General features: G+C 54.6%; 13 protein-coding genes. 8 read left to right on the top strand and 5 right to left on the bottom strand.

Annotated elements, in window-relative coordinates; genetic code table 11:
- Window positions 1-33: 33 nt before the first annotated feature.
- Entirely contained in the window at window positions 34-1,662 is a 1,629-nt protein-coding gene (locus tag B3B59_RS01520) for an ABC transporter substrate-binding protein (RefSeq protein ID WP_286807955.1), read from the bottom strand.
- A 269-nt stretch (window positions 1,663-1,931) separates the two neighbouring features.
- Between B3B59_RS01520 and yccA the strand changes: the two genes are divergently transcribed.
- Window positions 1,932-2,591 carry an FtsH protease modulator YccA gene (gene yccA / locus B3B59_RS01515; RefSeq protein ID WP_286807954.1) on the top strand — a complete coding sequence of 220 codons (660 nt, stop codon included), beginning with the start codon at window positions 1,932-1,934 and terminating at the stop codon, window positions 2,589-2,591.
- A 92-nt stretch (window positions 2,592-2,683) separates the two neighbouring features.
- Window positions 2,684-3,013, top strand: coding sequence for a sulfurtransferase TusE (gene tusE, locus B3B59_RS01510; RefSeq protein ID WP_040076271.1), 330 nt, complete (start codon window positions 2,684-2,686; stop codon window positions 3,011-3,013).
- Here tusE and yccX read toward each other — a convergent pair.
- Window positions 3,010-3,291, bottom strand: coding sequence for an acylphosphatase (yccX, locus tag B3B59_RS01505; protein WP_172657829.1), 282 nt, complete (start codon window positions 3,289-3,291; stop codon window positions 3,010-3,012). The genes tusE and yccX overlap by 4 nt on opposite strands.
- A 92-nt stretch (window positions 3,292-3,383) precedes the next feature.
- On the opposite strand from yccX, the gene rlmI reads away from it, so the two are divergent.
- Together rlmI and hspQ are read left to right on the top strand one after the other, a co-directional pair.
- On the top strand, window positions 3,384-4,574 hold the full coding sequence (gene rlmI / locus B3B59_RS01500) for a 23S rRNA (cytosine(1962)-C(5))-methyltransferase RlmI (protein WP_233803883.1): 1,191 nt from the start codon (window positions 3,384-3,386) through the stop codon (window positions 4,572-4,574).
- A 60-nt stretch (window positions 4,575-4,634) separates the two neighbouring features.
- Window positions 4,635-4,952, top strand: a complete 318-nt coding sequence (hspQ, locus tag B3B59_RS01495) for a heat shock protein HspQ (RefSeq protein ID WP_040076275.1) — start codon at window positions 4,635-4,637, stop codon at window positions 4,950-4,952.
- A 37-nt stretch (window positions 4,953-4,989) separates the two neighbouring features.
- On the opposite strand, the gene B3B59_RS01490 is transcribed toward hspQ, so the two are convergent.
- Window positions 4,990-5,403, bottom strand: a complete 414-nt coding sequence (locus tag B3B59_RS01490; protein WP_040076277.1) for a CoA-binding protein — start codon at window positions 5,401-5,403, stop codon at window positions 4,990-4,992.
- 171 nt (window positions 5,404-5,574) lie between these two features.
- On the opposite strand from B3B59_RS01490, the gene csgI reads away from it, so the two are divergent.
- Both csgI and mgsA read left to right on the top strand, forming a co-directional pair.
- The gene (gene csgI / locus B3B59_RS01485; protein ID WP_040076278.1) at window positions 5,575-6,237 is read left to right on the top strand and encodes a curli synthesis inhibitor; all 663 of its coding nucleotides are present in this window, start codon (window positions 5,575-5,577) and stop codon (window positions 6,235-6,237) included.
- Window positions 6,238-6,317: 80 nt separating this feature from the next.
- On the top strand, window positions 6,318-6,776 hold the full coding sequence (gene mgsA / locus B3B59_RS01480; protein ID WP_040076279.1) for a methylglyoxal synthase: 459 nt from the start codon (window positions 6,318-6,320) through the stop codon (window positions 6,774-6,776).
- 34 nt (window positions 6,777-6,810) lie between these two features.
- On the opposite strand, the gene helD is transcribed toward mgsA, so the two are convergent.
- On the bottom strand, window positions 6,811-8,865 hold the full coding sequence (gene helD, locus B3B59_RS01475; protein WP_286807951.1) for a DNA helicase IV: 2,055 nt from the start codon (window positions 8,863-8,865) through the stop codon (window positions 6,811-6,813).
- 122 nt (window positions 8,866-8,987) lie between these two features.
- On the opposite strand from helD, the gene B3B59_RS01470 reads away from it, so the two are divergent.
- On the top strand, window positions 8,988-9,437 hold the full coding sequence (locus B3B59_RS01470; protein WP_040076281.1) for a YccF domain-containing protein: 450 nt from the start codon (window positions 8,988-8,990) through the stop codon (window positions 9,435-9,437).
- Window positions 9,438-9,452: 15 nt separating this feature from the next.
- Window positions 9,453-11,588, top strand: coding sequence for a YccS family putative transporter (gene yccS, locus B3B59_RS01465; RefSeq protein WP_286807949.1), 2,136 nt, complete (start codon window positions 9,453-9,455; stop codon window positions 11,586-11,588).
- Window positions 11,589-11,590: 2 nt separating this feature from the next.
- On the opposite strand, the gene B3B59_RS01460 is transcribed toward yccS, so the two are convergent.
- The gene (locus B3B59_RS01460) at window positions 11,591-12,196 is read right to left on the bottom strand and encodes a TfoX/Sxy family DNA transformation protein (protein WP_286807948.1); all 606 of its coding nucleotides are present in this window, start codon (window positions 12,194-12,196) and stop codon (window positions 11,591-11,593) included.
- Between the last annotated feature and the right edge of the window lie 212 nt (window positions 12,197-12,408).

Raw genomic sequence — 12,408 nt, 5'->3', positions numbered from 1 at the left:
GTTTTATCAGCACAAAATCTCACGTTTTAAGCCTTAATGCTTTTTGATGTACATATCTTTGGTGTAGTAGTAGCCCAGCTTATCTGGCGTAAAACCGCCCACCCAGGGTTTCACTATGTGCGTACGCACATAGTGATAGACCGGAATAGCAGGAACATCGCGCGCCAGCAGATCTTCGGCCTGCTGATAAAACTTACCGCGCTCCGCCGGGGTTTTGGCCTTCGCGGCGTTAACCAGCGCCTGGTCATAGTCCGGGTTGCTGTACTGGCTGGTGTTCTGGCTGTCACCGGTGCGGTAGTTATTCAGGAAGGTGGCGGCATCGTCATAATCCGCAATCCAGGCGTAGCGCACCGCATCAAACGTATGGGTGTGCATGGTATCCAGCATGGTTTTCCACTCCTGATTTTGCAGCTTTGCTTCCACGCCGAGATTTTTCTTCCACATTGAGCTTGCAGCAATGGCGATGCGCTGGTGCGACTCAGAGGTGTTGTAAAGCAGGTTGAAGCTCAGCGGGTGGCTTTCGTTAAAGCCGGCTTCGTTAAGCAGCTTTTTCGCCTCCGCGATGCGTTTATCCATCGGCCAGCTGGCGTAGTCCGGGTTCTTCAGCGTGACGCCGCCGATATCTGGCTGGCTGATCAACCATGCCTGTCGCTGCCCTTGCCCCAACACTTTATCGGCGATGATCTCTTTATCGAGCGCCAAATTCAGCGCCTTACGCACGCGGACATCGTTAAATGGCGCGCGGGTGGTATTGAACTGGTAATAGTAAGTGGCAAGCTGCGGGGAGACGTCCAACTCGCTGCCCAGCGTTTTTTTCAACTGGGCAAACTGATTGATAGGCACCGTATAGACAATATCGATCTCTCCTGCCCGGTAGCGGTTAACGTCAGACGCTTCAGAGGTGATTGGCAGATAGGTCACTTTGTTAATCACGGTGTGGGCGTTATCCCAGTAACGCGGATTGCGCTCGGCAATGATGCGTTCGTTTACCACCCACTGCGACAGCTTGTAAGCTCCACTGGAGACGATGTGCTCGGGCTTGGTCCACTTCTCGCCAAAACGACTCACCAGGACTTTATCGATCGGCACCATAGACGGGTGCGCCAGCATCGCAAGGAAGGCCGCATTCGGCTGGGTGAGTGTTACTTCGAGCGTGGTGTCATTAATCGCCTTCACGCCCAGCTTATCCGTGGGCTGTTTGCCTTCGGCAATCTCGGCGGCATTCATGATATGCATACTGCCCGGATAGCTGGCGTAAGGAGAGACGGTTTTCGGATCGACCAGCCGCTGCCAGCTCCAGACCACATCCTGCGCGGTAATCGGTGTGCCGTCGCTCCAGGTAATGCCCGGACGCAGATGGAAGGTCCAGACGGTATTGTCTTTGTTTTCCCATTTTTCCGCCAGGCGCGGCTGAATCTCACCCTGCGGAGAGACACTCACCAACCCGTCGAATATATCGCTGATAATATTGAATTCGACATCGCTTTCGACTTTATGTGGGTCGAGCGAGGCCGGTTCATTGCCATTATTCCTGACCAGTTCCTGCTTCTCTGCAAGCTGCGTTCCTGCCGGCACGCTGGCCGCAAACGCCGTTGCGCTAGCGCACAGGATGCCTGCCGTCAGCAAAGAGAGTGTAAAGATAGTGCGTGGTTGTGGTTTCATTTCCTTCGCCTTATTGTCTGTTTTTTGACGATGCGGATTTAACTCTTAGCTGGGTAACTAAAATAAAGCAATATATTTCAGAGACCTATAAGATCTTGATCTCGATAATCTGCTGAAACCATTTTTCCTTCTGCGGTAAAAGCCTTTTAGGAGAGATCATGCTGGGTAAAGCCCTGAAGAACTGAGTAAAGATGGGTAAAATCACTTTGTTACGGCTGCGTCGTTCTCTATTCTTCCCGTTAATTACATCTGTCATAAGAGAGTGACTCATGGATCGTATAATTACTTCTTCCCGCGACCGCGCGTCGCTGCTTAGCACCCATAAAGTGCTGCGTAATACCTATTTCATGCTGAGCCTGACGCTGGCGTTTTCGGCCCTCACCGCGACTGCCAGCACCGTGCTGATGCTGCCTTCTCCAGGGCTGATTCTGACGCTGGTGGGCATGTATGGCCTGATGTTCCTGACTTATAAAACCGCAGATAAACCTGTTGGTATTTTATCTGCCTTCGCCTTTACCGGCTTCCTGGGGTATATCCTCGGGCCGATCCTGAATACTTACCTGTCAGCAGGTATGGGTGACGTGATAGGTATGGCGCTGGGCGGTACGGCCCTGGTCTTCTTCAGCTGCTCGGCCTATGTGCTGACCACCCGTAAAGACATGTCCTTCCTCGGCGGTATGCTGATGGCAGGTATTGTGATTGTGCTGGTGGGTATGGTAGCAAACATCTTCCTGCAGCTGCCGGCTCTGCACCTGGCGATCAGCGCCGTGTTTATCCTGATCTCCTCTGGCGCTATTCTGTATGAGACCAGCAACATCATTCACGGCGGCGAGACTAACTACATCCGCGCCACCGTGAGCCTGTATGTGTCGCTGTACAACATCTTCGTCAGCCTGCTGAGTATCCTGGGCTTCGCCAGCCGCGATTAACCCCCTCACTGTGCTGTATCCCCGGGCCCCGCTTATGCGGGGCTCTGTTTTTTGCTACACTGCAGCGGTTTTTGACTGACGTGTGATGAACTATGTTGAGCTTTGACGGTAAAGAGATCGAGACCGATAACGACGGTTATCTGAAAGAGAGCAGCCAGTGGAGCGAAGCGCTGGCGGAAGTGATTGCCGAAAAAGAGGCCATCACTTTGTCGCCTGAACACTGGGAAGTGGTGCGTTTCGTGCGTGATTTCTATCTGGAATTTAATACCTCCCCTGCGATTCGTATGCTGGTGAAGGCGATGGCTAAAAAGTTTGGCGAAGAGAAAGGCAACAGCCGCTATCTCTATCGTCTGTTCCCGAAAGGCCCGGCGAAACAGGCGACCAAGATCGCCGGCCTGCCTAAACCGGTGAAGTGTATTTAATAGCGAATACCAAAGTTGGTATATTCCCGGCCGGGTTGATGCGGTTCTGATAAGACCTTTTCAACCCGAGCACTGCGCGGCCCCCCTGCCTTCAGCCAGGCGATGAGCTTTTCCACCTGTGCTGCATCACCACAAGCCACAACCTCAACGCTGCCGTCATCCATGTTTCGCGCGTAGCCGGTCAACCCAAGCTGCGTCGCTTCTCGCTGGGTGCTGTAACGAAAGCCCACCCCCTGAACCGTGCCGTGGACCCATGCGATCGTGCAGATATTTGACATCATCGTTCTCCTTATCCTCGTGGCGCGTTGCATTTCCCCCCTGAACTCGGGAAAATGGCGGCCATTTCATTGAATCGACAGAATAGCCAATTATGAGTGTACGTTTAGTGTTAGCCAAAGGGCGCGAGAAGTCATTACTGCGTCGTCATCCCTGGGTCTTTTCCGGTGCCGTTGCCCGAATGGAAGGAAAAGCCAGCCTCGGTGAAACCATCGATATCGTTGACCATCAGGGGAAATGGTTAGCCCGCGGCGCATACTCGCCCGCGTCACAGATCCGTGCGCGCGTCTGGACCTTTGATCCTCAGGAAACTGTCGATATCGCCTTCTTTACCCGCCGCTTGCAGCAGGCGCAGCAGTGGCGAGACTGGCTGGCACAGCGTGACGGGCTAGACAGCTATCGTCTGATTGCCGGGGAGTCCGACGGCATGCCGGGCGTGACGATCGACCGCTTTGGCAACTTCCTGGTTCTGCAGCTGCTGAGCGCGGGGGCGGAGTATCAACGCGCGGCGTTGATCAGCGCCCTGCAAGGCCTCTATCCGGAATGCGCGATTTATGACCGCAGCGACGTGGCGGTGCGCAAAAAAGAGGGCATGGAGTTGACCCAGGGCCCGGTCACCGGCGAACTGCCACCTGCGCTGCTGCCGATTCAAGAGCACGGCATGAAGCTGCTGGTGGACATCCAGGGCGGACATAAAACAGGCTATTACCTCGATCAGCGTGACAGTCGTCTGGCGACCCGCCAGTATGTAAAAGACAAACGCGTCCTTAACTGCTTCTCTTACACGGGCGGCTTTGCGGTTTCTGCGCTGATGGGCGGCTGTGCCAGCGTGGTGAGCGTGGATACCTCTCAGGAGGCTCTGGACGTGGCGAAACAAAACGTTGAACTCAACAAGCTGGATCTGAGTAAAGCTGAGTTTGTGCGCGATGATGTGTTTAAGCTGCTGCGTAAATATCGCGATCAGGGCGAGAAATTCGACGTTATCGTGATGGATCCGCCGAAATTTGTGGAAAACAAAAATCAGCTGATGGGTGCCTGCCGCGGTTATAAAGACATCAATATGCTGGCGATACAATTGCTTAACCCAGGCGGTGTGCTCCTGACCTTCTCCTGCTCTGGCCTGATGACAAACGAATTGTTCCAGAAAATTGTGGCCGATGCCGCTGTAGATGCTGGTCGTGATGTACAATTTATAGAGCAGTTCCGTCAGGCGGCCGATCACCCGGTGATCGCAACCTATCCTGAAGGGCTTTATCTGAAAGGATTTGCCTGTCGCGTCATGTAACTTGAAAAGTGGAATGTTGCCCACACTTATAGTGTAAGTAACGTTTCCCGGGAGGTGACTATGATTGCCAGCAAATTCGGTATCGGCCAGCAGGTCCGCCACTCTCTGTTAGGGTATCTGGGCGTGGTAGTTGATATCGACCCGGAATACTCACTCGATGAACCGTCCGCCGATGAGCTGGCGGTTAACGCAGATCTCCGCGCCGCACCCTGGTACCACGTGGTAATGGAAGATGACGATGGCCAGCCGGTGCATACCTATCTTGCCGAAGCCCAGTTGAGTGGCGAAGCACAGGATGAACACCCTGAACAGCCGACACTGGACGAACTGGCGCAGACCATCCGTAAACAGTTGCAGGCGCCACGTTTACGGAACTAAAAAAAACCCGGTAGCCAGGGCTGACCGGGTTTTTTTATTATTTTGCCATTCCCAGACGGGGTATTTCGATAGCCGGGCAACGATCCATGACCACGTTCAGCCCCGCCTCACGCGCCAGCACGGCCGCCTGTTCGTTAATGACGCCCAACTGCAGCCACAGTGTTTTCGCCCCCACGGCGATAGCCTCCTGCGCGACGCCCCAGGCCGCTTCTGAATTGCGGAACACATCGACCATATCGATTTTTTCTGGCACCTCGGCCAGAGTCCCGTAGCCCTGCTGGCCTAATAGCGTTTTACCGGCGACTTTGGGGGAGACAGGGATCACATGGTAACCCTGATCGAGCAGATACTTCATGACCCGGTAGCTTGGACGCTCGGGCTTATCGCTTGCCCCCACCAGCGCAATGGTGCGGGTCGATGTCAAAATGTTAACGATATCGTTCTCTTTCATCTTTTCCTCCTGGCTTTTTGTGAGTGTAAGCCAAAGCTGAGCAGGCAACCATCTAACCCATACGTTCGTATGAGGGCAAACGGCGCAACTATGTCTATATGTTAGTAAACATGATCACCGAAAAATTTAGATACATTATTCCGCGACGTATCGGATACCCAGGAGCCTGTTATGAAAACCGGCATTGCCACACTGATGATGGTATTGATGATGCCGGTTTGCGCTTCCGCTACCACGCTGAGACTCTCCACCGATATCGATCTGCTGGTGCTGGATGGTAAAAGGGTCTCCAGCTCGCTGTTACGTGGCGCAGATAGCATTGAGCTGGATAACGGCCCCCATCAGATCGTTTTTCGGGTTGAAAAAACCATTCGTCTCGCCAGCCATGAGCAGCGGATCTATATCTCCCCACCGCTGGTTGCCAGCTTCAACACGCAGCGCATCAGCCAGGTCAACTTTAGTTTGCCGCGTCTGGAGACGGAAAAAGAGTCTCAGTCATTTGATAACGCGCCGCGCATTGAGCTGCTGGACGGAGATGCGATGCCGATTCCGGTCAAACTGGATATCCTCGCCATCACCACCACCTCAAAAGGGATCAATTACGAAAGCGATACTGAGCGGTATAACAGCGCCGGGCTGACAGCCTCGCTGCCGCAGTTTGCCATCAGGATGGCCGACGACAGTACGCTCCTGTCGGGCGTGTCTGAACTGGATATGCCGCCCCCTCAATCGCAAACTTTGACCGAACAGCGGTTAAAATACTGGTTTGCGCAGGCAGATACGGAGACCCGCAACCGTTTCATGCAATGGGCGAAGCAACAACCCCCCTCCTGAGCCGCAATTTTTTGCCCTTTCTCTTGCAGCGTCAGATGCTTCCAGTAATCTGTAGCCATTTACATTGATGGAAACCGATAATGGAACTGACTACCCGCTCACTCCCGGAACGTAAACACATTGCGCTGGTCGCCCACGATCACTGCAAACAGATGCTGCTCAACTGGGTGCAGCGCCATAAACCCCTGCTGCAACACCATGCCCTTTCCGCGACCGGGACCACCGGCAATCTGATTAACCGTGAAACAGGTCTTGACGTGAATGCCCTGCTTAGCGGCCCGATGGGCGGCGATCAGCAAGTAGGCGCGCTGATTTCGGAAGGCAAGATTGATGTACTGATCTTTTTCTGGGACCCGCTTAACGCCGTTCCACACGATCCGGACGTGAAAGCGCTGCTGCGTCTGGCCACGGTGTGGAATATCCCGGTTGCCACAAACCTGTCGACGGCTGACTTTATTATCGAGTCACCGCAGTTTAATCGTCAGGTTGATATTCTGATTCCAGATTATCAGCGTTATCTCGCAGAGCGTCTGAAGTAAGTTCTTTGCCGGGTGGCCCCCACCCGGCACGATCTCAAGGTTTTCTGGCTACTGGCACATCCAGGTCACGCAATACCGCCACAAAAGACGACGGCTGCGCTTTATTGAAGAGTAACCACACGCGATGCCGGGCGCGGGTTATCGCCACATACAATAGTCGCCGCTCTTCGGCATCGGGGAAATCTTCCGGAACGGGCAGCAGCGCTTGCTCCATGACCGACTCCCTGGCAGGGGCCGGGAATGCGTCACTTCCCTCCTGCAATCCCAGCACAATGACGTAATCCGCCTGTTGCCCCTTACTGGCGTGGATAGTCATAAAGTCGAGCTGTAATTTCGGCCAGCGGGTCGCGGCCTTTTCCAGCGTGGCAGGCTTCAGATGATGGTAGCGCGCCAGCAGCAGAATCCGCTCCTCCGGTTTGGCATAACCACTCAGCTTATCCAGCAGCGCGTCGAGCTGATCGTCAGCCAGCAGGGTGACCGCTTTTTTATCCCCCGCGGCAAGGCTGTTTAACGGCTTCGCCAGCTGATGCGGATTTTGCTGTATAAAGCGGTTGGCGATCTCACCGATTCGGTTGTTGAAGCGATAGGTGGTATCCAGATCGCAGCGGTCCCCCTCACCAAAATAGTGGTGGAAGGCAGTAGTAAGCGACAACTGCGCGCCGCTAAAGCGGTAGATAGCCTGCCAGTCATCGCCGACCGCAAAGAGCGAGGTGTGTTTGTTTTGCCCCCGCAGCGCCGCCAGCAACGCCGCGCGCTGAGGCGAGATATCCTGAAACTCGTCCACAAGAATATGTTTCCAGGGACTCACAAAGCGTCCTTTCTCCAGAATGAGAATCGCCTGATGAATAAGCCCCGAGAAGTCCACGGCATTCTCCTCTTTCAGGGCCGTTTTCCAGGCTTTTAACAGAGGCGCCATTAGCTTCACCCGCTTCGAGAAGAGATCGCGGATCTCCTCCGGCGCACCGGCAATCATCTCGCTCTGCGCGCCGCCGTGCATACGCATCAGGCTCACCCAGCGGTCCAGGCGCGGCGCCAGACGGCGAGCCAGCTTCTCGTTCTGCCAGAAACTCCCTTCCGGGACGGTCCAGTTAAGCTCCTCTTCAAGCCACTGCCGCCAGCCTTTTGCCTGCGCTTTTTTCTCGCTGCACTGCTGTTGCCAGGCCTTGATAAACAGAGCCTGTCGGGCGGGGGTGTCGTTTTCAAGCTTACTGACGACCGGCACTTTTTTACTGCCCTGCTGAATAATATGCAGCGCCAGCGCGTGGAAAGTTCTGGCGGTGATCTCCTGCGTATGCAGACGCGCTTCGATCCGTTCATCCATCTCCTGCGCGGCTTTACGACCAAAAGCCAGCAGCAGGATCTGATCTGCTGTCGCTTCGCCGCGGGTGAGCAACCACCCGGCACGCGCCACCAGTACTGACGTTTTACCGCTACCCGCACCGGCCAGCACTAATAGCGAGTGTTCGCCGTTGACCACTGCGCGCGCCTGCGCCGGGTTGAGGGGCGAAGATTCTATTCCGGCAAAAAAATCGGCGTAGCGCGTCAGCATGGTATCCGTCCACGCCTGGTTATGCAGCAGACGGCTCTGATCAATATCTTTCAGCCACGCCTGACACTGCCGCCACGCGTCACGGCAGTTATCAAACTCCTCCAGCCGGGAGGCGGGTAATGGCAGCGCCGTCAGCGCCTGGGTGATTTTTTGCTGCAGGCCAAGGGTCTTGTCGCGGGTTAACCAGCTGTTCTGCTCATTGCTCTCTGCGATATCCGCCAGCACCTGCTGTAAGACCTGCGCCGCGATGTCGCTCATCTCAGCACTCCACGTTTGCCACAGTGCATTCAGATGATGATGAAAACGTTGGGTCTCAGCCCACTCGGTACCATGAAGGCGCACCACTTTATCCGCCGGTAGCACGAACTCCAGCTCACCCCAGACCAGACCGCGCTTACAGTGGATAGCCAACAGTTGGTTAAAGGGGATGAGATATTCATGCTTCTCGCCTGAAACCTTAACGCCTGCGTTGAGCAGGACAACCCTGTCATAGGGATGTTGTGCCAGGCGCTTGCCTAACGAAGTTGCTTTCAGTTCCATGTCCAGCCTGATCCACGGGGTGATAGTTGCCTGATAGTGTAACTGCCAGTTTTAAGGTGCTCCAGCGCAAAAAAACGTTACAATCATCAGGCTGTGAACAAACCGGAAGGAATTGAGGGATTATGCGTACCGTTTTGAATATTTTGAATTTTGTGTTGGGTGGTTTTGCCACCACCCTCTCCTGGCTGCTGGCAACCCTGGTGAGTATCGTCCTGATTTTCACCCTGCCGCTAACGCGATCATGCTGGGAAATCACCCGTCTGTCGCTTTTCCCTTATGGTAACGAAGCCGTTCACGTCGATGAGCTAAACCCGGACGGGAAGAGCGCAATCATGAACACCGGCGGTACGCTGCTGAATATTCTCTGGCTGATCTTTTTCGGTTGGTGGCTGTGCCTGATGCACATTGCGGCGGGCATTGCTCAGTGTATTTCTATTATTGGTATCCCGGTTGGTATCGCCAATTTTAAGATTGCCGCTATCGCCCTGTGGCCGGTCGGACGTAGAGTGGTCCCGGTGGAGGTCGCCCGTGCCGCCCGTGAAAATAGCGCCCGTCGTCGATTTCAGTCATAAGGATTACCTGCGCGCATGCTCAGCCCACTGCTACGTCGCTATACATGGAACAGCGCCTGGCTTTATAACGTCAGGATCTTCATCGCCCTTTGCGGCAGCACCGCCCTGCCCTGGTGGCTGGGCGAGGTAAAGCTGACCATCCCCCTGACGCTGGGGGTGGTTGCTGGCGCCCTGGCCGATCTTGACGATCGCCTCGCCGGACGACTGCGTAACCTGGTTATTACCTTAATCTGCTTTTTTATCGCCTCGGCCTCCGTGGAGCTGCTCTTCCCCTGGCCCTGGCTCTTTGCATTAGGACTACTGCTCTCGACAAGCTGCTTTATCTTGCTGGGTGGCCTGAGCCAGCGCTATGCCACTATCGCGTTCGGCGCGTTGCTGATAGCCATTTACACCATGCTGGGCGTATCGCTTTACGACCAGTGGTATCAACAGCCGGTGCTGCTGCTCATTGGCGCTATCTGGTATAACTTGTTAACCCTTGCGGGTCATCTGATCTTCCCCATTCGCCCGCTGCAGGACAACCTGGCGCGCAGCTATGAACAGCTGGCCCACTATCTGGAACTTAAATCACGGCTTTTCGATCCGGACATTGAAGATGAAAGCCAGGCTCCCCTTTACGATGTGGCGCTGGCGAATGGCCAACTGGTGACAACGCTAAACCAGACGAAAGCCTCGCTCCTTACCCGCTTACGCGGCGACCGCGGTCAGCGTGGCACCCGCCGTACCCTGCATTACTATTTTGTGGCGCAGGATATTCATGAGCGCGCCAGTTCCTCTCACGTTCAATACTCGGCCCTGCGCGAGAAATTTCGTTATAGCGATGTCATGTTCCGTTTTCAGCGTCTGCTGTCGATGCAGTCGCAAGCCTGTCAGCAGCTCTCTCGCTCTATTTTATTGCGCACGCCTTACCAGCATGATCCCCGTTTCGAGCGAGCCTTTAGCCATCTGGATGCGGCGCTCGATCGCGTGCAGGCTAGCGGTACCTCGGCCGAGCAGATGAAAGCCCTCGGCTTCCTGCTCAATAACCTGCGGGCGATTGATGCCCAGCTCGCCTCCATCGAATCCGAACAGGCCCTGGCGCAGCCCGGCAATGAGGCGGAAAACCAGCTGGCAGACGACAGTATGCATGGTTTCAGTGATATCTGGCTGCGCCTAAGCCGCCACTTCTCGCCCGAATCGGCGCTGTTCCGCCATGCCGTGCGGATGTCGGTGGTGTTATGTGTGGGTTATGCCTTTATCCAGATTACCGGGATGCACCATGGCTACTGGATCCTGTTGACCAGCCTGTTTGTTTGCCAACCTAACTACAATGCCACCCGCCACCGTCTGGCGCTGCGTATTCTTGGCACCCTCGCCGGGGTGGCGCTGGGCCTGCCGATCCTCTATTTCGTCCCTTCAGTGGAAGGACAGCTGATTCTGATTGTTATTACCGGGGTGTTGTTCTTTGCCTTCCGTAATGTGCAGTACGCTCATGCCACCATGTTTATAACCTTGCTGGTTTTGCTCTGCTTTAATCTCCTTGGTGAAGGGTTCGAAGTGGCATTGCCAAGAGTGATAGATACCCTGATAGGCTGCGCTATCGCCTGGGCTGCAGTGAGTTTTATCTGGCCCGACTGGCGGTTTCGCAACTTACCGCGGGTGCTGGCTCAGGCGGTCAATGCCAACTGTCGTTACCTGGATGCGATCCTCGAACAGTACCACCAGGGGCGCGATAACCGCCTGGCTTATCGTATTGCCCGGCGGGATGCGCACAATCGCGATGCCGAACTGGCCTCGGTGGTTTCAAATATGACGCGGGAGCCACGCGCCACGGCGGAGATCCGCGAGGTGGCTTTCCGGCTGTTATGCCTGAATCACACCTTCACCAGCTATATATCTGCACTGGGCGCGCACCGTGAGCGGCTCACGAACCCAGCGATACTGGATCTGCTGGATGATGCTGTCTGCTATGTGGATGATGCACTGCATCAGCGCCCGGCGGATGAGCCGCGTGTAGAGCAAGCATTAAATGAACTGGCGCAACGTATATCGCATCTTGAACCCGGCACGGAGAGCAAAGCGCCACTGGTTCTACAACAGATCGGTCTGCTTATTGCGTTGCTGCCAGAAATTTGTCGACTACAACAACAGGTTGCTCACTTGCCAGAGTAGCGTTATTGCGCTGGCAATGTTTTATACCACTCAATCAGCTCCCGGCGTCGTATTGCCGGGAGAGCCGCTTCATGTAGCCCCTGGATCGCCCCTTCCAGTGCAAACAGCACTTTGTAACTAAGGTGCTTATTCAACCGCTTGATCCTCAACCAGCATGCCTCAGCGCCGAGTTTGCGTAATGCCTCTTCGTTTGGAATTCCGGCTTCGCATAGAAGCAGTTCGAGTTGGAAGGTCAGGTTGGGGAGATCTTTCAGGCGGTCCTGTTTAAAGCGTTTACAGCGTTCCCGGCGGGCGGCTTCGAGCGCAAACGACGAGAGCCGTAGCAGTCGCTCTTGATCCTGCCAGAGGGTCTCATCCACTCGATAATAGTTTAGTAAGACGGGCCGCCCACGTTTTAACAGCGTTAAGAATGAGGCGCCCTGTTTGACGAAATAGGAGGCGCTTTCTTCGCAGGCCCGCAGGTACAACTCGCCTGCTGAAACCATGGCGAACACCGTGTTGTCTACGGCCAGTGCGTACCCGCCAAACAACGCGCGATGCTCAACTTCTCCCAATGAGGACAGGTATTTTTCAGATTGATAGATCCGTTCATAGGATATCTTTTTCATAATAATTCCTTTTAAATCATGAAGTAACAAATGAAGTTTTTATTAACGGATCCGTTAGTCAAAAAATAGGTAAGTTGCGGGCGATGGGCAAGATGATTTTGAAAGAGGCAGCAACAACGAGTGAATTTTGCGAGACGCTTTCAGAAAATGAGGTTGATCTTTAGTCGTACAGGGGTTACTGTATATCCATACAGTAACTACAGGGCTGGATT

It is taken from the genome of Leclercia sp. UBA2479 (genome assembly GCF_002341985.1).
Classification (GTDB): Bacteria; Pseudomonadota; Gammaproteobacteria; order Enterobacterales; family Enterobacteriaceae; genus Enterobacter; species Enterobacter pneumoniae.
This window is presented reverse-complemented; position numbering and strand designations above follow the sequence as displayed.

Excerpts from the sequence above, each read along its gene's own strand:
- B3B59_RS01520 (WP_286807955.1), bottom strand. The coding sequence starts at position 1,662 with ATGAAACCACAACCACGCACTATCTTTACACTCTCTTTGCTGACGGCA.
- yccA (WP_286807954.1), top strand. The coding sequence starts at position 1,932 with ATGGATCGTATAATTACTTCTTCCCGCGACCGCGCGTCGCTGCTTAGC.
- csgI (WP_040076278.1), top strand. The coding sequence starts at position 5,575 with ATGAAAACCGGCATTGCCACACTGATGATGGTATTGATGATGCCGGTT.
- yccS (WP_286807949.1), top strand. The coding sequence starts at position 9,453 with ATGCTCAGCCCACTGCTACGTCGCTATACATGGAACAGCGCCTGGCTT.
- B3B59_RS01490 (WP_040076277.1), bottom strand. The coding sequence starts at position 5,403 with ATGAAAGAGAACGATATCGTTAACATTTTGACATCGACCCGCACCATT.
- yccX (WP_172657829.1), bottom strand. The coding sequence starts at position 3,291 with ATGTCAAATATCTGCACGATCGCATGGGTCCACGGCACGGTTCAGGGG.
- tusE (WP_040076271.1), top strand. The coding sequence starts at position 2,684 with ATGTTGAGCTTTGACGGTAAAGAGATCGAGACCGATAACGACGGTTAT.
- mgsA (WP_040076279.1), top strand. The coding sequence starts at position 6,318 with ATGGAACTGACTACCCGCTCACTCCCGGAACGTAAACACATTGCGCTG.
- rlmI (WP_233803883.1), top strand. The coding sequence starts at position 3,384 with ATGAGTGTACGTTTAGTGTTAGCCAAAGGGCGCGAGAAGTCATTACTG.
- hspQ (WP_040076275.1), top strand. The coding sequence starts at position 4,635 with ATGATTGCCAGCAAATTCGGTATCGGCCAGCAGGTCCGCCACTCTCTG.
- B3B59_RS01460 (WP_286807948.1), bottom strand. The coding sequence starts at position 12,196 with ATGAAAAAGATATCCTATGAACGGATCTATCAATCTGAAAAATACCTG.
- B3B59_RS01470 (WP_040076281.1), top strand. The coding sequence starts at position 8,988 with ATGCGTACCGTTTTGAATATTTTGAATTTTGTGTTGGGTGGTTTTGCC.
- helD (WP_286807951.1), bottom strand. The coding sequence starts at position 8,865 with ATGGAACTGAAAGCAACTTCGTTAGGCAAGCGCCTGGCACAACATCCC.